Annotated in this window: 20 protein-coding genes; 3 read left to right on the top strand and 17 right to left on the bottom strand. The window is 62.5% G+C overall.

Annotated elements, in window-relative coordinates:
- Positions 1-101: 101 nt before the first annotated feature.
- The 14 genes from PGB28_RS10245 to iscR all read right to left on the bottom strand — a co-directional run bounded on the left by PGB28_RS10245 (position 102) and on the right by iscR (position 12,654).
- Positions 102-1,406: a ferredoxin reductase family protein gene (locus PGB28_RS10245; protein WP_271421422.1), complete on the bottom strand. Its 1,305-nt coding sequence runs from the start codon at positions 1,404-1,406 to the stop codon at positions 102-104.
- A 94-nt stretch (positions 1,407-1,500) separates the two neighbouring features.
- The gene (locus PGB28_RS10240; RefSeq protein WP_271421421.1) at positions 1,501-2,985 is read right to left on the bottom strand and encodes a fused MFS/spermidine synthase; all 1,485 of its coding nucleotides are present in this window, start codon (positions 2,983-2,985) and stop codon (positions 1,501-1,503) included.
- Positions 2,986-3,025: 40 nt separating this feature from the next.
- Positions 3,026-4,246, bottom strand: a complete 1,221-nt coding sequence (locus tag PGB28_RS10235) for a cysteine desulfurase (RefSeq protein WP_271421420.1) — start codon at positions 4,244-4,246, stop codon at positions 3,026-3,028.
- Positions 4,239-4,832 carry a YIP1 family protein gene (locus PGB28_RS10230; protein WP_271421419.1) on the bottom strand — a complete coding sequence of 198 codons (594 nt, stop codon included), beginning with the start codon at positions 4,830-4,832 and terminating at the stop codon, positions 4,239-4,241. Before PGB28_RS10230 ends, PGB28_RS10235 begins: the two co-directional genes overlap by 8 nt.
- Positions 4,829-5,314, bottom strand: coding sequence for a YIP1 family protein (locus PGB28_RS10225; RefSeq protein ID WP_271421418.1), 486 nt, complete (start codon positions 5,312-5,314; stop codon positions 4,829-4,831). Before PGB28_RS10225 ends, PGB28_RS10230 begins: the two co-directional genes overlap by 4 nt.
- 12 nt (positions 5,315-5,326) lie before the next feature.
- A complete protein-coding gene (sufD, locus tag PGB28_RS10220; RefSeq protein ID WP_271421417.1) occupies positions 5,327-6,607 on the bottom strand; it encodes a Fe-S cluster assembly protein SufD in 1,281 nt (426 codons plus the stop codon).
- Entirely contained in the window at positions 6,607-7,362 is a 756-nt protein-coding gene (gene sufC / locus PGB28_RS10215; protein ID WP_271421416.1) for a Fe-S cluster assembly ATPase SufC, read from the bottom strand. Before sufC ends, sufD begins: the two co-directional genes overlap by 1 nt.
- An 80-nt stretch (positions 7,363-7,442) precedes the next feature.
- On the bottom strand, positions 7,443-8,021 hold the full coding sequence (locus PGB28_RS10210; RefSeq protein ID WP_271421415.1) for a hypothetical protein: 579 nt from the start codon (positions 8,019-8,021) through the stop codon (positions 7,443-7,445).
- Positions 8,022-8,141: 120 nt separating this feature from the next.
- On the bottom strand, positions 8,142-8,456 hold the full coding sequence (locus PGB28_RS10205) for a heavy metal-binding domain-containing protein (RefSeq protein ID WP_271421414.1): 315 nt from the start codon (positions 8,454-8,456) through the stop codon (positions 8,142-8,144).
- The gene (locus PGB28_RS10200) at positions 8,453-9,259 is read right to left on the bottom strand and encodes an FkbM family methyltransferase (RefSeq protein WP_271421413.1); all 807 of its coding nucleotides are present in this window, start codon (positions 9,257-9,259) and stop codon (positions 8,453-8,455) included. The genes PGB28_RS10205 and PGB28_RS10200 overlap by 4 nt, the downstream gene beginning before the upstream one ends.
- Before the next feature lie 30 nt (positions 9,260-9,289).
- Entirely contained in the window at positions 9,290-9,466 is a 177-nt protein-coding gene (locus PGB28_RS10195) for a hypothetical protein (protein ID WP_271421412.1), read from the bottom strand.
- A 63-nt stretch (positions 9,467-9,529) separates the two neighbouring features.
- Positions 9,530-11,050, bottom strand: a complete 1,521-nt coding sequence (sufB, locus tag PGB28_RS10190) for a Fe-S cluster assembly protein SufB (RefSeq protein WP_271421411.1) — start codon at positions 11,048-11,050, stop codon at positions 9,530-9,532.
- A complete protein-coding gene (locus PGB28_RS10185) occupies positions 11,050-12,108 on the bottom strand; it encodes a cysteine desulfurase family protein (RefSeq protein WP_271421410.1) in 1,059 nt (352 codons plus the stop codon). The genes sufB and PGB28_RS10185 overlap by 1 nt, the downstream gene beginning before the upstream one ends.
- An 84-nt stretch (positions 12,109-12,192) precedes the next feature.
- Entirely contained in the window at positions 12,193-12,654 is a 462-nt protein-coding gene (gene iscR, locus PGB28_RS10180; RefSeq protein WP_271421409.1) for a Fe-S cluster assembly transcriptional regulator IscR, read from the bottom strand.
- A gap of 174 nt (positions 12,655-12,828) precedes the next feature.
- On the opposite strand from iscR, the gene PGB28_RS10175 reads away from it, so the two are divergent.
- Together PGB28_RS10175 and PGB28_RS10170 are read left to right on the top strand one after the other, a co-directional pair.
- Positions 12,829-13,482, top strand: a complete 654-nt coding sequence (locus PGB28_RS10175; RefSeq protein ID WP_271421408.1) for an alpha/beta hydrolase — start codon at positions 12,829-12,831, stop codon at positions 13,480-13,482.
- 11 nt (positions 13,483-13,493) lie between these two features.
- Complete coding sequence (locus PGB28_RS10170; RefSeq protein WP_271421407.1) at positions 13,494-13,733, top strand: hypothetical protein; 240 nt, start codon at positions 13,494-13,496, stop codon at positions 13,731-13,733.
- 170 nt (positions 13,734-13,903) lie between these two features.
- Here PGB28_RS10170 and PGB28_RS10165 read toward each other — a convergent pair whose 3' ends face one another.
- Positions 13,904-15,256, bottom strand: coding sequence for a cytochrome P450 (locus tag PGB28_RS10165; RefSeq protein WP_271421406.1), 1,353 nt, complete (start codon positions 15,254-15,256; stop codon positions 13,904-13,906).
- Complete coding sequence (locus tag PGB28_RS10160) at positions 15,253-16,485, bottom strand: hypothetical protein (protein WP_271421405.1); 1,233 nt, start codon at positions 16,483-16,485, stop codon at positions 15,253-15,255. The genes PGB28_RS10165 and PGB28_RS10160 overlap by 4 nt, the downstream gene beginning before the upstream one ends.
- Before the next feature lie 110 nt (positions 16,486-16,595).
- Between PGB28_RS10160 and PGB28_RS10155 the strand changes: the two genes are divergently transcribed.
- Positions 16,596-16,820, top strand: a complete 225-nt coding sequence (locus PGB28_RS10155; protein WP_271421404.1) for a sulfurtransferase TusA family protein — start codon at positions 16,596-16,598, stop codon at positions 16,818-16,820.
- A 135-nt stretch (positions 16,821-16,955) separates the two neighbouring features.
- On the opposite strand, the gene PGB28_RS10150 is transcribed toward PGB28_RS10155, so the two are convergent.
- A complete protein-coding gene (locus PGB28_RS10150) occupies positions 16,956-19,865 on the bottom strand; it encodes an Rne/Rng family ribonuclease (RefSeq protein ID WP_271421403.1) in 2,910 nt (969 codons plus the stop codon).
- Positions 19,866-20,349: the final 484 nt, after the last annotated feature.

The raw sequence follows: 20,349 nt of genomic DNA, 5'->3' as shown, positions 1-20,349 counted from the left end.
CTCAGCGCAGCGCGAATGCCAGCAAAAGCGCGACGAGCACCAGAGTCACCACCCGAAACCCAAGGGACAGGCGCTGGCGCAAGGATTTGTTTCTCAACGGGTCAGTCATACTGAAAACGCTCCGACAGGATGCGGTCCGAGGGCGCGCCGCGCGCGATCAGATGATCCTCGACCATGTCCAACATCGCGCCCGGGCCGCACATCACGAAGACCCAGTCGCGCATCTCCTCTGGCGTAAAGACCCGGTCAAGAAGCGTCGGACTGATCATGCCGCTTTCGCCTGTCCAGCCCGGCGGCGGCTCGGACAGGACATAGGTCACGTCCTCCGCCGCCAGCTCATCGCGGCAAGTGATCTGCTCTTCGCTGCGGTTGCCATAGATCACCCTGACCTTGCGCGTATCGCCGGTGAGCCGCATCTGCCGCAGGATACCGATGAGCGGCGCGATGCCAATCCCTCCGGCAATCAGCGCCACACCCGGCTCGCTTCGCCCGTCCACCGACAGGTTGCCATAGGCCCCGTCCACATAAGCGACGGTGCCCGGCGTGATCCCGCCAATGGTGCGGGTGAAATCCCCCAATTCCTTGATCATGAACGTGACCTCGGGGCCTGAGGCCGGGGCCGAGGCAATCGAGAACGGGTTCTCATGCAGGGAAAAGGCGCTGTGCCCGATATTGAGCCATGCGAATTGTCCCGCGTGATAGCGCAGCCCTCCGCCCTTTTGCGGCGCCACGGTCACCTCCCATTGCCTTGGGGTCAGTTGCGTCACCGAGGTGACACACCATGGTTTGCCACGCGCCCGAAGCGGCACCAGAAGGTAGAAATAGACCAGCGACGCAACCGCGATCCCGGTCAGGATGATCCAGACCCAGACCATGACCGGATGCCCGCCATAGCGCCCGGCATAAACCGCGTGATGCAGCAGGGCCAGCGCGATCACCACCGCGCCAATCCCATGCATCAACCGCCAGGTTTCATAATTGTAATCCAGCTTGTCCCGGTGCACCGCAAACAGCACCAGCGCGGGCAGCAATGCAAAGGCCGCGATGCCCGAGGCCAGCGCGGTGAAATCCGTGGTGACGGTCAATGCGCGGGTCGGGTCCCAGGGCCGCGTACCCCCGGACGGCGTGCCGCCATAGAGAAACGGATGCAGCAGCGCAAAGACCAGCGCGACACGCGCCAGCATCTGGTGAAACCATATGGCGACATCCATGCCGACGCTGTTTGACACGCTCTTGAACCGCCCCGACAGCACGAATTCGGCCAGGATCATCGCATAGGCAAGGATGCCCAGCCCCGACGCGATCTCCTGCAGCACCGGGCGTGGCGGTCCGCCGGTGACCCATGACAGGATCAGCGGCAGCGTCACGGCCACCAGATAGATGAGGATCAACAACAGCGGTTTCATGAACGCTCCCGATCCGCGCATATCGCCCTGCTCATGCGCCTCGGGCCGGAGGTTAGCGAAGCCCGGCACAAAGACCAAGCGCGATGCGGGCCGGTCAGTCGCGCGGGTTCAGCAGACGGTCGATGGGCGCAAAATCATCGCGCAGCACAATGCCCCGCGCGGCAATCTCGTCCACAAAAGCAGCCCCAAGCGCGGCGAATGTCGTTTGATCGGGCGATGGGACGGCAAAGCTGTTTGCCGGGGTCGGTGTCTCTCCGGCGGCAATCACCATCACGATCCGCTCGCCGGGCGCGGGCCTGCGCGCCTCGGTCCAGAGCTCGACCGAGGGAAAGACCTCGCGCAGGGTCCGCACGAGGCTGCCAACAGCCTGCAGGCTGTCGGCATAGTCGATCACGTTCATCAGGTAGCTGCCCCCGGGTGTCAGCCGGTCGCGCACCAGTTCAAAGAACTCCAGCGTGACCAGATGCTGGGGCACGGCAATATCGGTGAACGCGTCGCCGATGATCACGTCATAGCGCGCGGGATCGGCGCGCAGCGCGGCGCGCGCGTCCCGGTGCAGGACCCGGGCCGTTGCGGGATCAAACCAGAACTCCCGCGCCGCGATGCGGGTCACTTCCGGGTCGATCTCGGCCACGGTGATGCGTTCCAGCCCCCGGTCGGCAAAGGCGCGCGGCAGGGCGAAATTGCCGCCGCCGATATGGAAGCTTGAAAACTCCGGCTGAGGCGCGCGCAGCCGCGCCAGCGCATCCAGCATGGCGGCGTGATCGGTGAACATCACCCGGGGCAGGTCGCGGGCGGAGATGCCATGCACCATATGGTCGATGACCATGGCACGCGCCGGGCGCTCCGGGTCGCTCGACACATCCGAGACCTTGATGCAGAAATAGCGGCTTTCCACCGTGCAGGGCCCCTCGCTCAGAAGGCTCTGCCCTGCCACCAGTGCGCAGACAAGCGCCGCCGCTGTCCCCGCGACGCGGCTTTGACGCGCGAGATAAAGGCAGAGCGCCGCGCCCGCGATATAGACCGCCGTGACCACCGCCAGCGTGATCATGGAGCCGAGCCAAGCGATAAAGACAAACCCGGCCAGCAGCGTGCCCCCAATCGCCCCCACCGCGCCCGAGGCAAACATCGCCCCAAGCGCGCGGCCTTGCGGCGCGCCGCTGTCAAGCGCCACGCGGGTCAGCACCGGCGCGGGGACACCGGCAAAGAAGGAGGGCAGGAAAAACGCCGCCATCGTCAGCCCGGTGATGCCCCAGACCGGCCCACCGCCCAAACCCAGCACCGGTTCTGCCGCAAGCCTGAGCGCCTGTGCGGCCAGCGCCGTGGTCAGCGCCGCGCCCAAAAGCGCCCAGCCCGTGGCTGAGAGCGCCCGGCGCAGGGGCCGTTCGGCCAGCACCCCGCCCCACCAATGGCCCAGCGAGAACCCCGCCAGCACTACGGCGATCACCGCCGTCCATGTGTAAAGCGACATGCCGACATAGGGGGCCAACATCCGGCCTGCCACGATCTCGACCACCAGCGAGGCCGCAGAGATCACCGCCTGCAATACAACGAGGAGCCACAGCGGCGCGGCGCGCATCTGAGCCTCTGAAGCCGGGACCGGCACCCGCGTTCAGCCCTTAGCCAAACAGTTCGCGCGCCAGTTCCAGCGCCTCGATCAACGTATCCACCTCGGCCTCGGTGTTATACATGGCAAAGGAGGCGCGGCAGGTGGCGGTCACCCCCAGATGATCCATCAGCGGCCCGGCGCAGTGATGGCCCGCGCGCACCGCGACGCCCTTTTTGTCGAGAATGGTGGAGATGTCATGCGCATGGGCCGCACCGTCGAGGGTGAAGGAGAAAATCGCCCCCTTGCCCGGGGCCTTGCCCTGCACGTTGAGCCAGTTCAGCCCGTCCATCCGCGACCGCGCATATTGCGTCAGTTTCTCTTCATGGGCGGCGATTCTCTCCATCCCCACGCCCATCATATATTCCAGCGCCACGCCCAGCCCGATGGTCTGCACGATGCCCGGCGTGCCTGCCTCGAACTTCATCGGCGGGTCGTTATAGATCACCTCGTCCCGGTGCACTTCCTTGATCATGTCGCCGCCGCCGAGGAAGGGGCGCATTTCGGCCATGCGTTCCTTCTTCATGTAGATCGCGCCGGAACCGGACGGGCCATAGAGCTTGTGGCCGGTGATGGCGTAGAAATCACATCCGATCTCTTCGACATTAACCGGGCCATGCACCGCCGCCTGCGATCCATCCACCAGCGTGGCGATGCCGCGCGCGCGGGCCTCGGCGCAGATGCTTTTCACATCCACCCGCGTGCCCAGCACATTGGACATCTGGGTGATCGCCACCAGCTTGGTCTTTGGTCCCATCGCGTCGATCACCGCCTGCGGATCCAGCGCGCCGGTGGCATCCACATCCACCCATTTCAGCACCACACCCTGCCGTTCGCGCAGGAAATGCCAGGGCACGATATTGGCGTGGTGCTCCATCACCGACAGGATGATCTCGTCCCCTGCCTCCAGATGCGGCATGGCCCAGCCATAGGCCACGTTGTTGATGCCCTCGGTGGTACCGGAATTGAGCACGATCTCGTTCTCGTCCAACGCGCCAAGGAACCGGGCGATGATGCCGCGCACGGCCTCGTATTTCTCGGTCGCGAGATTGCTCAGGAAATGCAGGCCGCGATGCACATTGGCGTATTCCTCCGCATAGGCGCGCGTGACCGCGTCGATCACCACCTGAGGTTTCTGCGCGCTGGCACCATTGTCGAGATAGACCAGCGGCTTGCCGTTTACCTCGCGGCTGAGGATCGGGAAATCACCCCGGATTTTGTTCACGTCATACATCTGCTGCAAACCCCGCAGTTGAGACCCCGATGATGGACAGCATCAGGATCAGGCCCATGACAATTCCCATTCCGGTGAAAATGAGAACGCCGAAGGCCTTGAAAAGATTGTCGAACCTGTGCGCCGTATCAATGAAATTGACAAGGATCCAGATCCCAATGATCGAGGCCACCATAAGCCCCATCACCGTCAATGCCGGGGCGATGATCCCCAGCGGCACCGCCACGAGCTGAACCGCAAAGCGCAACACTTGCAGCCATGTCATCAAGACCAGAATATCGTCCAGCCTTGCCTGACCGCCCAGCCAAGCACCGACCCAGAACACACCAAAGATGGTAATCACAAGGCCACAGGCCATGGTGAGCGCAAACAGGAACGGCGTCGCCATCATCGGCGGCAACGCTGTGTCTGGCGGCGCGATCATCGTGGACAGCCCAAAAACCAGCGCATTGAGCACAACCGCGCAGAGAAGCGCCTGCCAGAGCCAGTCGCGACCGGGCTGGAACTGTAGGATGCGCGCCGCCGCCATGCGCGGCGCGCTCACCGTTTCAAGGGCAAGATCGCGAAAGGCGGGCCAGAGCGTCACTGGGGCACCCTTTCGGCTTCGCGCAACCCGGCGAACCAGAACCACAAAAACAGCACGACCCAGATGAACCCCACGAGGCTCAGCGCCGGTCCCGGCCCGATGAACCCGCCCACCAGCCCGTTGAGCAGCATCAGCGGCGAGGCTGCCAAAAGCGCCCAGAACAGCGCCAGTCGCGCGCCGTAATGACTGCCCTGCCCGCCCAACGCGCGGGCCACCATGTGGCTCAGCGCCGCAAGCGCATAAAGCACCAGCGGCGCGATAAAGAGCCAGGCCAGAAGCGAGCCGCCCAAAAGCGGGTTCAGCTCGGTCTGTTCCAGATGGGCACGCCGCGCCAGCACCGGCCATTGCGACACGAACACCACAAGACAGCCCGCCATCAGAATGGCGAGCGCCCGGTCCTCGCGCTGGCCCCGGTCAAGCAGCCTGCGCAGCACCTTGCCCGGGCCGCGATAGGTGGCCACGATGTCCTGTGTGATCGCCATTTGCGCCCCGGCCTAGCCCGCGTGCCGGATCAGCCATTGCTCGATGCGGGCGGTGATCTCTTCAGACAGGGTCTCGTCCTCGATCTCTTCCACCGCTTCGGCAAGGAAGGCCAGCGTCAGCAGGTTCACGGCCTCACCCTCTGGCACGCCGCGCGAGCGCAGGTAGAACAGCGCCTCCTCGTCGATCGCGCCGGATGTGGAGCCATGCGAACAGGCCACGTCATCGGCGTAGATCTCAAGCTCGGGCTTGGCGAGGAACTGGCTGTCATCGTCCAGAAGCAGCGATTGCGAGATCTGGTAGCCGTCGGTCTTCTGTGCGCCGGGTTTGACCAGAATCTTGCCCTGGAACACACCGGTCGCGCCATTGCGCAGCACCTTCTTGAACACCTGACGGCTTTCGCAATTCACCGCGTCATGGGTGATGAACACCGTGTCATCGTGATGGAAATCCCCATCGCCGACACAGGCACCGGCCACATGCGCCACCGCGTCGTCGCCGGTCAGCTCGATCACGCATTCATTGCGGGTCAGCACGCCATTGGCGGTGAGCGTAAAGCTCTTGAACACCGATTCCGTGCCCAGCCGCGCGAAGATATGCGTGGCGGCGCGGCGTTCGTGGTCGCGGCCTTGGGTGCGCACATGGTGCAGCGTGGCATTGTCGGCAATGTCCACTTCCATGCATTTGTTGAACCGTGCCGCGGCGGGACCGTTTTCAAGGATCGTCGCCTCGGCCCCTGCGTCCAGCTTGATCACGTGATGCAGGATCGCGTCCGAGCTTTCCGAGCGATGATGATAGATCAGCGAGATCGGCCTGGACGGTTTGCCCGTCACATGGATCAGCACGCCATCGGTCGCATAGGCGGTGTTGAGCGCCGCCAGCGGGCGCTGCACCGGGTCCTGACCCTTGACTTCCAGCACGCCATAGAGCGACTGCGCCCAATGCAGATCGCTCTGCGCCTCGGCCAGACGTTCGATGGTGACACCCTCAAGGCTCAGGTCGTCCGAGGCCCCGGCGTCAAAGACACCGTCTACAAAGACGATCTTGAGCCGGTCGATGCTGTCAAATACCGGCGCTTCGCCGGGATCGAACAGCGCCGCCCTGGGCGCGCCGGGCTGCACCAGCGTGTCGGGGCGGGTGTATTTCCAGTATTCGTCACGCCGTCCGGGCAGGCCATACTCACGCAGCCGCGCCAGAGCGTCCTTGCGCGCCGCGCCGGACCAGCCGCCCTCGGGCAGGGTCAGAGACGACAGGCGCTCTTCGGTTGCATCCAGTTTTGTTTGCGGCAATGCCATTACGCCACCTCCGCCAGCAGGTCTGCGTAACCGTTCTGTTCGACCTCAAGCGCCAGCTCGGGGCCACCGGTCTTGATGATCCGGCCGTCGGACATGATGTGCACGACATCCGGTTTGATGTGATCCAGAAGACGCTGGTAGTGGGTGATGACAAGGAAACCACGGCCCTCGTCACGAAGCGCGTTCACGCCTTCCGAGACCAGCTTCATCGCGTCCACGTCGAGGCCCGAGTCGGTTTCGTCGAGGATGCACATCTTGGGTTCAAGCATCGCCATCTGCAGGATTTCGTTGCGCTTTTTCTCACCGCCCGAAAAGCCCACATTGACCGGACGCTTGAGCATGTCCGCGTCGATCTTGAGCTCCTTGGCCTTGGCGCGGATCAGCTTGAGGAAATCGGTCGCGTTCATCTCTTCCTGCCCGCGCGCCTTGCGCTGTGCGTTGAGCGCGGTGCGCAGGAAGGTCATGTTGCCCACACCGGGAATTTCAACCGGGTATTGGAACGCCAGGAACAGGCCCGCGGCGGCGCGCTCTTCGGGTTCCATGTCGAGCAGGTCCTCGCCCAGCAACTCGGCGCTGCCACCAGTCACTTCATAGCCCTCGCGGCCCGACAGCACATAGGAGAGCGTCGATTTGCCCGAGCCGTTCGGCCCCATGATCGCATGCACCTTGCCCGCTTCCACGGAGAGGTCCACGCCCTTGAGGATTTGCTTGTCCTCTTCTTCCAGCTTTACGTGCAGGTTCTTGATTTCCAGCATGAATTTACCCTTTCAATACGCATGGCAATGACGCCGCCCGAAACGGGCCGCGCCATCTGCGGTTTGGTTTTCAGTTGATGTCAGGTGAGTTTGAAGCTCATCCCGCGAAACAGGATGGAATTCGGATCGGTTGTCGAGCGGACCCAGTCCACCCATTCCCAGGAGAACAGAGTGGTCCACTGTTCGGGATACATATGCACCAGATTGTGCATCATGGTCGTGGCCACCCAAAGGCCGACGAATTTGCAGAACATGTGCTCGCGCGTGGCGAGGTTGAACGCCAGCGCAAAAGCCACGAGGATGAACCCGCCGATGGCCACATCCACGCCCATGATCAGATCGGCCATGGCGATATCGCCCACCATGCCCGCAAACTGTTTGGGCACCTCGTTGGGCAGGCCGTGCAGGTGATAGACCGTGTAGCGCGACAGCAGGATGGACAACACGCCCAGCAGGAAGGCCCAGACATAGCTCAGCGCATGGAGCCGGTCCTTGAGTCCCGCGCCCACGCTGGACCGGACGGTGCGTGCCAGTTCCGCGTCGCTGAGCCAGCCATGCGATGCGTTTTCCGCGACGCCGGGTTGCGGCACACGGCAGACCTGACCCGAATTGATCCGCGCGACACGCTGGTTGAACGCCAATTGCCCGTTTGAAATCATGCCTGTCCTCCGCAAATTCCGCACGCGGACGGACTTCGCCCCGCGCCACCGACCAAGGTGGCGGCGAAACAAGGCGCAAATGCGTCAGGGTTGGTATGATTTTGCGGAGAAGGTTGGGCATTACTCTAATACCACTGCCGTGCCAGAAGCGGAGACCATCAGCATGGATTGCCCGACCACCTCGTAATCGAGATCGACGCCCACCACCGCATCCGCGCCAAGCGCGGCGGCGCGCTCCTGCAATTCGCGCAGCGCCGTGTCGCGGGCATCCTGCAGTTTGCTCTCATAAGCCCCCGAACGCCCGCCGACGATATCGGTGATCGAGGCGAACACATCACGCACCACGTTGGCGCCCATGATCGCCTCGCCCACGACAATGCCGCGATAATCGATGATCTTGCGCCCTTCGACGCCGTTGGTTGTGGTGATGATCATGCGGTTTCCTCCTCGGGCTTGGCCGCGTCTTCCACGAAATAGGCCGCTTTGAGCGTCTCCAACTGCCCCGCGTCACAAACCAGGTGGTTCTTGTTGAGACGGTAGCGTTGGTGGGTCGACAGCACCGCATAACCCTGCGCTTCGACCCAAGTCATGAACTCGTCCTCGGCGGTGTTATCCACCTCGACCATGAGGATCGGACGGCAGCGCTTCAGCACCGGCTCAAGCCCGGAAAGCACTTTCATTTCCATGCCCTCCACGTCGATCTTGATGAAATCCGGCGTTACATCGGACAGAAGCTCATGCCCGGGGAACACCTCAAGATCGCCCTCGCCCTCCAGCATCGTGGCACCGCCAAGATTGCGTTCCCGGTCCTGCATGGCAAAGCCGCCGGAATGGGCGTCCGAGACACCAACACCCAGCTTGGACAGGTCCACCACATCGCCCAACCCGTTGACCAGCACATTCTGCAAAAGCAGATCAAAGGCGCGCGGGTTCGGCTCAAAAGGGATCACTTTGGACGCTTTGAGGAACTTCGCGGCAAAGAGCGTGTGATTGCCCACATTGGCCCCGATATCGGCGAATACGCCACCTTCGGGGAAGATACGGCGCAGGCGGGACAGCTCGCTCATCTCATAAAACTGGCCCCGGCGATGATTGCGCTGAATCGGGTCGTTTTTCATGTTCACGCAAAAGGTTACGGGTTCACCCAGCACGCGGGTATGGATCAGCCGCAGCTTCACGCTTTCCACCGGGCGCCCCAGAGAGAGACGCTTGTTGATACGTTTTATCCGCGGGATCATGTCCGGTGCTCCTGTGCCCTGCTACCTTGGTTACTCATTACTCTTTCCCGTCACCCATTGCGCAAAAAGATTCCCCAGAAAGCCCGACACGAAGGACACGCCCAGCACCATCGACATGGTCAGCGCCTCGGTGATGAAACCCACCAGCATCGCGAAGACGGCGCAGAACACGCCGGTCATGATCGCGGGCAGAATGAGCAGGTTCATCGGTCACCTCGCAGGAATGGTGGGCAGAATTGCCCACCCTACACGCTCCCGTAGGGTGGGCTGTTAGCCCACCGACCCTTCCAGCGAAATCGCCACAAGCTGTTGTGCCTCAAGCGCGAATTCCATCGGCAGCGCCTGCAGCACTTCCTTGGCAAAGCCGTTCACGATCAGCGCAACCGCCTCTTCCTCGTCCATGCCGCGCTGGCGGCAATAGAACATCTGGTCGTCATCCACCTTGGAGGTGGTCGCCTCATGTTCGACGCGCGAGGAATTGTTCTTGACCTCAATATAGGGAACCGTATGCGCCCCGCATTTGTCGCCAATGAGCAAGCTGTCACATTGGGTATAGTTACGGCTCTCCTTGGCCTTGGGGTGCATCGACACAAGCCCGCGATAGGTGTTCTGCGCAAACCCTGCGCTGATCCCCTTGGACACGATGCGCGACTTGGTGCGCTTGCCCAGATGCACCATCTTGGTGCCGGTATCGGCCTGCTGGTGGTTGTTGGTGATGGCGATGGAATAGAACTCGCCCTGGCTGTCATCGCCGCGCAGAATGCAGGACGGGTATTTCCACGTCACGGCAGAGCCGGTTTCCACCTGCGTCCACATCACCTTGGCCCGGTCGCCCCGGCAATCGGCGCGCTTGGTCACAAAGTTATAGATGCCGCCCTTGCCGTTCTCATCGCCCGGGTACCAGTTCTGCACCGTGGAATATTTCACTTCGGCATCTTCCTCGACGATGATCTCCACCACAGCCGCGTGAAGCTGCGAGGTGTCGCGTTGCGGTGCAGTGCAGCCTTCCAGGTAGCTGACATAGCTGCCTTTATCGGCGATGATCAGCGTCCGTTCGAACTGGCCGGTATTCTCGGCATTGATGCGGAAATAGGTCGACAGTTCCATGGGACAGCGCACACCGGGCGGCACATAGACAAACGAGCCGTCCGAGAACACGGCCGAGTTCAGCGTTGCATAGAAATTGTCAGAGACCGGCACAACCGAGCCGAGGTACTTCTTGACCAGCTCGGGATGCTCCTTGATCGCCTCGGAGATCGAGCAGAAGATCACGCCCGCCTTTTTCAGTTCCGCCTGAAAGGTCGTACCCACGGAGACGGAATCAAACACCGCATCCACCGCCACTTTGCGGCCCTCGGCAGGCGCCTCGTCCGCGCCTTCGACACCGGCAAGAATCATCTGTTCCTTGAGCGGAATGCCCAGCTTTTCATAGGTCGCCAGCAACTTCGGATCGACCTCGTCCAGCGATTTGGGCTTGGTCTCCATGCTCTTGGGGCGGGCGTAGTAATACTGGTCCTGAAAATCGATCTCCGGATAATCGACCATGGCCCAGTCCGGCTCTTCCTTTTGCAGCCAGCGCTCATAAGCCGCGAGCCGCCATTCGGTCATCCATTCCGGCTCTTCGTTCTTTTCCGAAATCAGACGCACGATATCCGGCGTCAGCCCCTTGGGGGCGTATTCCATCTCGATATCGGTGTTCCAGCCGTATTTGTAGGTGCTGACCTCGCGCACCGCATCAACGGTTTCCTGATCGACGCCGTCCTTGACCTGTGTCGTGTCCAAAGCTGCCATCACAAACCTCCGGTTTTTGACCCGCGTGCGCGGTGTTTCTCATATGCTGTGCACCACGCATCGGCAAAGCGCAGCACATCATCTTCCGTGTTCTGGGGACCAAGGCTCACCCGTATCGCACAGGCCGCCTCCTCCCCGCTAAATCCCATCGCCTGCAACACGCGGCTGGCCTTGACCTTGCCGCTGGAGCACGCCGACCCCGCCGAGATTGCAAACCCGGCCAGATCCATGGACATGACCTGCGTCTCACCCTTCCAGCCCGGCGCAATCACGCAGCAGGTATTAGGTAAACGAGATACATCTTTCCCGACCAAAATAGTCTCTTTTGTTCCGGCCTCAATAGCCTTTTCTAGAATATTTCTAAGTTTTGACACCCGGTCCCAAACGCCATCCGCCAAATCCTGAGCCGCTGCCTGAGCTGCGGCCCCGAACCCCGCGATTCCAATGACATTTTCCGTTCCGGAGCGTCGGCCCATTTCCTGACCTCCGCCAAGGATTCGGGCCTCTACATCCAGTCCACGACGCAGGATCAGCGCGCCCACCCCCTTGGGACCACCCAGTTTATGGGCAGAGGTCAGCGCCATTTCCGCCCCGGACCAGGCAAAGGAAAACGGGATTTTGCCAAAAGCCTGCACCGCATCAGTGAGCGCCAGCCCCTCGGGCAGGTTCTGGATGATTCCCGTCTCGCTGTTGGCCATCTGCACCGTGCTCTGCGCGGGATTGGCCACGGTAACAGCCCCTGATTCATCGACGGTCAAAGCCCCATCCGTCCAGGCCCCCACGCAATCATGCTCCACAGCGCCCGAGGACAATCCCCGCCCTGCCAGCGCCAGCGCCGCCGCCTCGGTCGCGCCCGAGGTAAAGACGATATCCGCCTCCCCCGCGCCAAAGGCCTCGGCCACCTGCACGCGGGCGCGCTCAATGAGGGCCTTGGCCGCGCGCCCTTCGCTATGCACCGAGGACGGGTTGCCCACCACGTCCATTGCCGCGATCATCGCAACGCGGGCCTCTTCGCGCAGGGGCGCGGTGGCGTTGTGATCCAGATACACGCGCGGCATCAACACCGCTCCCGTGCTTCATCTTGCCAGATAAACTCCGGGGGGAATCGCCAAAGGCGATGGGGGGCTGGCCCCCCGTACGGGTCAGCCATCATCCACCACCGAAAACAGGCCCGGCACGGCGGGACATGGGGCGAGTTCATTGTCCACAATATCGGACAGGCGCGTCTGGTGCAGGAACACATAGACATGCGCCGACAGCCCCTCCCACAACCGGTTGGACAGCGATTGCGCCCGCGACCCGGATGCGCCGCCGCTGGCCCCCGCGCCCTTGTGCATGGCGTCCACGGTCTCATCCACCGCCGAGAGCACATCCACCACGCGGATTTCCGTCGCTGGCCGGGCCAGCCGATAGCCGCCGCCCGGCCCGCGTACCGACGCCACCAGATCGGCGCGGCGCAGCTTGACGAAGAGCTGTTCGAGATAAGGCAGCGAAATATCCTGTCGCTGGGAAATCTCGCCCAAAGTCACCAGCTTGTCGCTGGGCTGCAGCGCGATATCGACCAGCGCCACCATCGCATAACGCCCTTTTGTACTCAGCTTCATATGCGCCCCCTCCGGCAGGCCCCCAAGGGACCCAAGCAATGTTGACCTTGGGCCGTATAACGCTTAACTGCGTAAGACCCGCTCACTCACAGCGGAGTGACATTAGAACCATTCTAAAGTGGTTGAGCGATTTCGTCAAGAATTGCCGCCACACGCGCAGGAGTTTCGCTGTATATGCCCGAGGTCATTTTTCCCGGACCCGAAGGTCGCCTTGAAGGCCGCTATCATCCGCAAAAAGAACGCGACGCTCCGATCGCCATCGTGTTGCATCCGCATCCGCAATTCGGCGGGACGATGAACAACAAGGTGGTCTATAACCTGCATTACGCCTTCTACAACATGGGCTTTACCGTGCTGCGCTTCAATTTCCGCGGCGTGGGCCGGAGCCAGGGCGAATATGATCAGGGCGTGGGCGAATTGTCCGATGCGGCCTCGGCGCTGGATTATCTTCAGTCGATGAACAACAATTCCAAGCATTGCTGGGTCGCGGGCTTTTCCTTTGGTGCCTGGATCGGCATGCAGCTTTTGATGCGCCGTCCGGAAATCACCGGCTTCATCTCGGCCAGCCCGCCGGCAAATATGTATGATTTCTCGTTCCTCGCGCCCTGCCCATCCTCGGGGCTGATCATCAACGGCACCAATGACCGCGTGGCCCCGCCCGCAGACACCACGGCGCTGGTGAACAAGCTGCATGAGCAAAAGGGCATCACAATCACACATACCGAGATCGAAGGTGCCGGGCATTTCTTTGAAAATGACCATATGGACACGATGATCGGCACGGTGACCAATTACGTGAAGCGCCGCCTGACCGAGAACACCCGCTAGAGGCCTGCCCCATGAGCGTGATCGAAGAACTGGCCGACAAGCTTGCCGCCGACGCCATCGAGGCGGCGGAGGCCATGGATGACGAAAAGCTCATCATGGATATCGCCAATCTCATGGGGTCGTCCTCGCAAATCACCGAAGAGGCGTTCCTGTCCGCCGTGCGGGGCCGCATGGCCGCAAAGCGCGGGCGGGAAATGCTGAACCAGCGGATTGCGGCGTTTGAAGCCAAGCTGAAGGGTCAGCAGGGCTGATCCACGCATGACGGGGGCTCTGCCCCCGCCTGCCTGTGGGGTGGTCTCCGACCCTTCGGCGCTGAGATTGATCCCCCGGATCAATCTCCGGACGCGCCACAGTCCCCGAGGCATTTTCGAACAGAAGAAGAGCTGGTGCCGGGCGAGGGCATGCGTCGGCATGAAACACGTCAGCGGCGACTGATCCTGAGCCAGATGCCTTTGTCAGAACGCACCGTCAGATGCGCCACCGGGACCGGCGCGGGGCGGTCGGTCAGCTCCACTTTCAGATCGCGCAGCAGCATCGACAGGATCAGCGGCCCCTCGACCATGGCAAAGCCAGCGCCCGTACACACGCGCCGCCCCGCGGAAAACGGGATATAGGCCGCGCGCAGGCAGGTCTTGCCATTCTCGGTCCCGTATCGGCCCGGGTCGAAACCATCGGGATTGTCCCAGAGCCGCTCATGGCGATGCAGGTGCCAGGGGCTGAGCACGATCTGGCTGCCCTTTGGCACGTCACGGTCGCGGAAATGTTCGGGGCACGCCGCCTCGCGCACCATCATCGGCACCGGCGGATAAAGCCGCAGCGCCTCGCGGAACACATCGCGGGAGATACGCAGTTTCGACATGACGCCGAAATCGGGGCCTTGCAGCGCTTTCGCCTCCTCCGCTACCCGTTCCTGCCATTCTGGATAGAGCGCCATGAGATAGAGCGTCCAGGCCAGCGCAGAAGCGCTGGTTTCGTGCCCCGCCAGGAAGAAGATCGCCACCTGATCGACCATTTCCCCGGTGGAAAAGGTCTCGCCCGTTTCCGGGTCACGGGTTGTCATGATCTTGGTGGCCAGATCATCGGGCGCGGTGCCGGCCCCGATCGCGTCCATGCGCTCCGCCGTCAGTTGCGTGATCAGTTTTCGAATCGATGCCGCCGCGGCGCGGGTATCACGCCGGAAAAAGCGCGGCATCCATTTCGGCAATGGCACAAAGGCCGCGAGGTTCAGGATCGGCTGGCTGCGCTGGTAGTCGCGAAACTCGGAAAACACCTGTGCCGCGACCTCGTGCTCGATGGGGATCGAGAACAGCGTGCGAAAGATCACATCCGCCGCCGCATGGCTGGTCTCGGCCTCGATCTCGACTTCGTCCCCTGCCCGCCGGGTCAGCCGTGCGGTCGCGGCCTCGGCTGCCGCCCACATGGCCGGAAAGGTATCGCGCAGCCTCCCGCCCTCGAACGCCGGATCGATGATGCGGCGCTGACGTTCCCATGTCGCGCCATTGGTGAGAAAGACCGAGTCACCCAAAAGCGGGCGCAGCCCTTCGCCGATACGGTCGGATTTGGGGAAATCTTCGGGCCGTTTTCGCAGCACCTCGCTCACAAGATCGGGCTGGTTCATCAGGTAAGAGCGAAAGAACGGCGTGCGAAACTCGGCCATCCAAGCGCGATAAAGCCGCGCGGGCTGGGCCGAGAGAATGTCCCTTCGGAACAGCGCCATATAACGCAACAGCGACACGCGGTCGGCACGGGCGGGCGGTTTGGGCGGGCGTTTCATGGGCGGGTCGCGGTGAATTTGTTGACCGGGGTCACCTTGCGCGAGGGCGATGGCGGGCGATCATGATACCGCTGGCGCAGGGTCATTGGACCGGCGGTGATGCGGAAATAGTCGTAATCCTTCACCGCATCAAAGGCGCAGAGATATTGGAAATGCAGGCGAAAGAAGCGCCAGCGCAATTCTTTCCACCGCGCCGGGCTAAGCGATTGGGTGAAAGCGGCAGAAAACACAAGCGGCCAGCGCTGGGTCTTGGGGGCTACTCCGGACACCGCCACGGGATCACAGAGCGCAAAGGCACAGCCATCGCCGGGCGCAGTCACATCGGCCCAGAACAGTTCATCGCGGTCACACAGGAACCGCAGATCGGCACGCAGCCGCTGCGCATCGGGCAGGAAGGACACCATCGGCACCACCTGCCCCAACGTGAGGAAGGACAGCGCCGGGCCGTCACCCGGCACGCGCCCCGCGCGGATCAGGTCGGCCAGAACCGACACGCCCAGATGCGCGCCCGAGGAATGGCCCACCACCAGCACCTCGTCCACATCGCTGGAGAGCGCTTCGGCCACGGCGTCAGTGAACTCCGCGATCCGCGCCTCCAGCGCGGGCGGGTTCGCGCCGCGGGTGCGGGCGGAATAGGAATAGTCATGCATCAGGTAGTAGACAAAGAACCTGTTATCCCAGCGCCGGAACAGATCGAGGATCGCCCAGATCAGTGCCAAAGCGGCGACGCCACCCAAACCACGCGTCACAAGATCGGGCAGCGGCAGCAGGGATGCCCCGCGATAGAGCCCATAGCCCGCCAGTAGCGCAATAATCGCCTGAAGGATCAGCATCCCCACCGGGTAAAGCGCGGCAATCACCGGCCCCTTGCGCAACCGCATGAGCCGCCAAAGCGCGCCGGACCCGATATAGACCCAGGCCGTGCGCAGCATCGCCAGGTAGGTGGCGGGAATGGAATGGCCCATGGAGGAACGCACGATGTCGGACCACAGGAGCACATCGACATCGACCTCGGTCGTGTAGCCGTCGATATCGCCCGTCACATGCCAGCCAAAGCGACCCTTGGCCTTTCGGGGGCTGAGAGCGAGATCATAGCCGGAAATTTCTGCCTGCGCGGCCCCTTCCTTGCGGTAAAGCTCGCGGTAACGGCGCGGATGAATCGGATCATAACCGGGGATGTAGAACACCCGGCGGCGGCTGACTGGTGCTTCGCCCGCAACACTGCTCATGTCTCAACCCCTGGCTGGGTCACTCTTTACGGCTTTTCATGACGTTACCCGTTTTTTGCGGCAAGAGTAAGGCGCTGGACAGGGCCGGTGCCGCGCCCTAAACCAAGGGCATGACAGACAAGATTGATGCCGTTGGGTTGCTCTGCCCCCTGCCCGTATTGAAGGCGCGCAAAGCGCTGAAATCGCTGCAAAATGGCGATGTTGTTGAGTTGCATGCCGATGATCCGGCGGCAGTGGTGGACGTGCCGCATTTCTGCATGGAAGCGGGTCATGCGCTGGTGGACAGCCGCGAGGCCGAAGGCGTGCAGATCTATGTGATCCGCAAGGGCGGCTAACCAAAACCCGGCAGGCAAAGAAAAACCCCGGCACGTCCAGCGCGCCGGGGTTTTGTTGGTGTCATGATGCCGGGCTTATAGCGCGTCGCATCTCCGAGGAGCGCAAAACCGGTTCCCACTTTTGCGCGACATGCTTTAGCCGCCCATCGACCACCAGCCGCGCCGTTTGGGCTTGGCCGGCTCGGCGGGGGCCGGTTCGGGAATGGCCTCGGCGGCCACAGGCTCGGGCTCTTTTGCGGTTTCCTCGGCCACAGGCTCTTCCGGCTGAGCGATCTCCGGCTCTGCCGGTGCCTCTGCCTCAGGTTCCGCAGGCGTCTCGGCCTCTGCCGCGGGCTCGGCTTCAGCAACCGGTTCGGCCTCAGCAACCGGTTCGGCCTCAGCAACCGGTTCGGGGGCCGCTTCAGGCTCGGTCACCGCATCCTCTGCCATCGGCTCCGGTGCAGGCTCTGCCGCATCAGGAGCGCTGGCCTCTTCGGACACGGTATCCGCCGTCTCTGCAACCGCCTCGACAGGCGCTTCATCAGTGGCTGCATCCGCTTCGGCGGGTGTATCCGTCTCTGTTTCCGAAAGCTCTTCGGTCTTCTTCGATTTCGACCGCGACCGGGAGCGCGTGCGCTTCTTCTTGGCCGGTTTCGCCTCGTCCTCGCCGTCTTCCGGCTTGGCCTCGTCGGTGGCGGTTTCGTCGGAGGGGCTGGCCTCGGCTTCGTCGGGACTGCCCTCGTCCTGGGCATCGCCGTCCTGATCCGGGGTCTCCTCGGTCGAGCCGTTTTCATCCCCCTCTGCCGTCTTGGACTTGCTGCTCCGGCGACGACGGCGACGGCGGCGTTTCTTGGGTTTGGGCGATTCCTCGTCCTCGGCCACTTCCGGTGTCTCGATCTCTTCCTCGTCTTCGGCGGCGTCCTCGTCCACCAGCGACATCAGCGAGGTGTCGGCAGACACCACAGGTGCTTCGACCTCGGGCACGCGGCGCGTGGCGGTTTTCAGCTTCTCGATGGAGAAATCCGGGCTGACCAGGCTGGGATCGCCCTCGACCCGCACGGACAACCCATAGCGCGCCTCGATCATGGCGATATGTTCGCGCTTGGAATTCATCAGGAAGTTGGCAATGCCCACCGGGCAGCGCACCACAACCTCACGGCAGCGGCGGCGCACGCCCTCTTCCTCGATCTGGCGCAGCACTTGCAGGGCAAGGTTGTCGTCCGAGCGGATCAGGCCGGTGCCGTGGCAATGCGGGCACGGCGCGGTTGTCGCCTCGATCATGCCGGGGCGCAGACGCTGGCGCGACATTTCCATCAGGCCAAAGCCCGAGATGCGGCCCACCTGGATGCGGGCGCGGTCGGTCTTGAGCTTGTCCTTGATCTTCTTTTCAACGGCGGCGTTGTTCTTGCGCTCGTCCATGTCGATAAAGTCGATCACGATCAGTCCGGCAAGGTCACGCAGGCGCAGCTGGCGCGCCACCTCTTCGGCGGCCTCAAGGTTGGTCTTGAGCGCGGTTTCCTCGATCGAGCCTTCCTTGGTGGCGCGGCCGGAGTTCACGTCGATGGCGACAAGCGCCTCGGTCACGCCGATCACGATGTACCCGCCGGACTTGAGCTGCACGGTCGGGTTGAACATCGCGCCCAGATAGCTTTCCACCTGATAGCGCGCGAAAAGCGGCATCGGGTCGGTGTATTGCTTCACATTCTTGGCGTGGGACGGCATGATCATCTTCATGAAGTCCTTGGCGATGCGGTAGCCGCGCTCGCCTTCGACATGCACCTCGTCGATCTCGCGCGAATAGAGATCGCGGATCGAGCGTTTGATCAGGTCGCCCTCTTCATAGATCTTGGCCGGTGCAATGGATTTCAGCGTCAGCTCGCGGATCTGTTCCCAGAGCCGTTGCAGGTATTCGTAGTCGCGCTTGATCTCGGTCTTGGTGCGTTTCGCCCCGGCGGTGCGCACGATAAGCCCCGCGCCGGTCGGCACGTCGATCTCATTGGCGATGGTCTTGAGCTTCTTGCGGTCGGCGGCATTGGTGATCTTGCGGGAAATCCCGCCACCGCGCGCGGTGTTGGGCATCAGCACACAGTAGCGACCGGCGAGGCTCAGGTATGTGGTCAGCGCCGCGCCCTTGTTGCCGCGCTCTTCCTTGACCACCTGCACCAGCATGATCTGGCGGACCTTGATGACTTCCTGGATTTTGTAGCGCTTGGGGCGCGGTTTGCGCGGCGGGCGAATGTCTTCCTGATCGTCCTCTTCGGCTACGGATTCGATCTCGCTGTCCTTGGCGGCGGCATCGGGCGCGCGGGCGGTTTCGCCCTCGTCGCTGTCATCCTCCTCGGCGGCGGGCTCTACGTCGGCCTCTGCGGTTTCCGACGTGTCTGCATCTTCGCCTGCGTCGGCTTGTTCCATGTCCGCTTCTGCCGGAGCGGCCTGCTCCTCTGCCTCTGCCGCATCCGCACCATCGGCGGTCACAGCCACGGCTGCGTCTGCGTCATCGGCCGGGGCCTCTTCGACGGCATCTGTTTCCGACGCAGTGCCCTGAACCTCGGGTGCCTCGTCCACCGGCTCCTCGACCGGGGTTTCGGCCACCGTTTCCATCGGCGACAGGCCCTCATCCGTCTCGTCCTCGTCGCCAAGGTCGATGGTCTCCATGCCTTCGACTTCGCGGGTCTGCACGGCATCCTTGCGGGTGGTGGATTCCGCCTTGGATTTCGACCGGGAGCGAGAGCGCTTGGGCTTTTCGTCTTCCTCGTCGCGGGCGCGCATCGCCTCGGCATAGGCGCGCTCTTCTTCCATCAGCGCCTCGCGGTCGGCGACCGGGATCTGGTAGTAGTCCGGATGGATTTCCGAGAACGCAAGGAAACCGTGGCGGTTGCCACCGTAATCCACGAAAGCCGCCTGAAGCGACGGCTCGACGCGCGTTACCTTGGCGAGATAGATGTTGCCAGCAAGCTGGCGTTTGTTTTCGGATTCAAAGTCGAATTCCTCAACCTTGTTTCCGTCAACCACCACGACGCGGGTTTCTTCCGCGTGGGTGGCGTCGATAAGCATTTTCTTAGCCATATTGTCCAATTGCACCCCGGCAAAGACCGCACACCAGGCGAAAGCCCGGGCGGTGCAGCATATTGCGGGAGATGTCTGATTGAGGCGATGCGGGACGCGTCGGGACCACGGTTATAGGAAGAGCGACGATCGCCCCCTGCCCGTATCCTCAATGCGTTCGCGCGTTGCATCGCGGTTCTTCTCCGACGGAAGCAGCCCTTTGGCCCTCCGCCCGTTTACGGCCCGCCGGTTTCACGGATCGGGCTGGTCTTACTGATCGCCCGGCGTGGTTTCCCCGCTCTGGGCAATCGCATCGGTCTGTTTCAAAGAGGCTGGGCGGGTTTGCCCACGAGAGCTTTGATAACAGCGAAACTCTTTAGGCCGGGAAAATCCCATTGGCCTTCGTTCAACATAAGGTCGGAGGGGATGCAATGACAATGCTCAAAATGCACTTTGTCGCATTTCACCGGTTTCGGGCTTGCAAAATGCGGTGATTTCCTGTTGC

The organism is Primorskyibacter aestuariivivens, from assembly GCF_028023675.1.
GTDB classification, from domain to species: Bacteria; Pseudomonadota; Alphaproteobacteria; order Rhodobacterales; family Rhodobacteraceae; genus Marinovum; species Marinovum aestuariivivens.
This window is presented reverse-complemented; position numbering and strand designations above follow the sequence as displayed.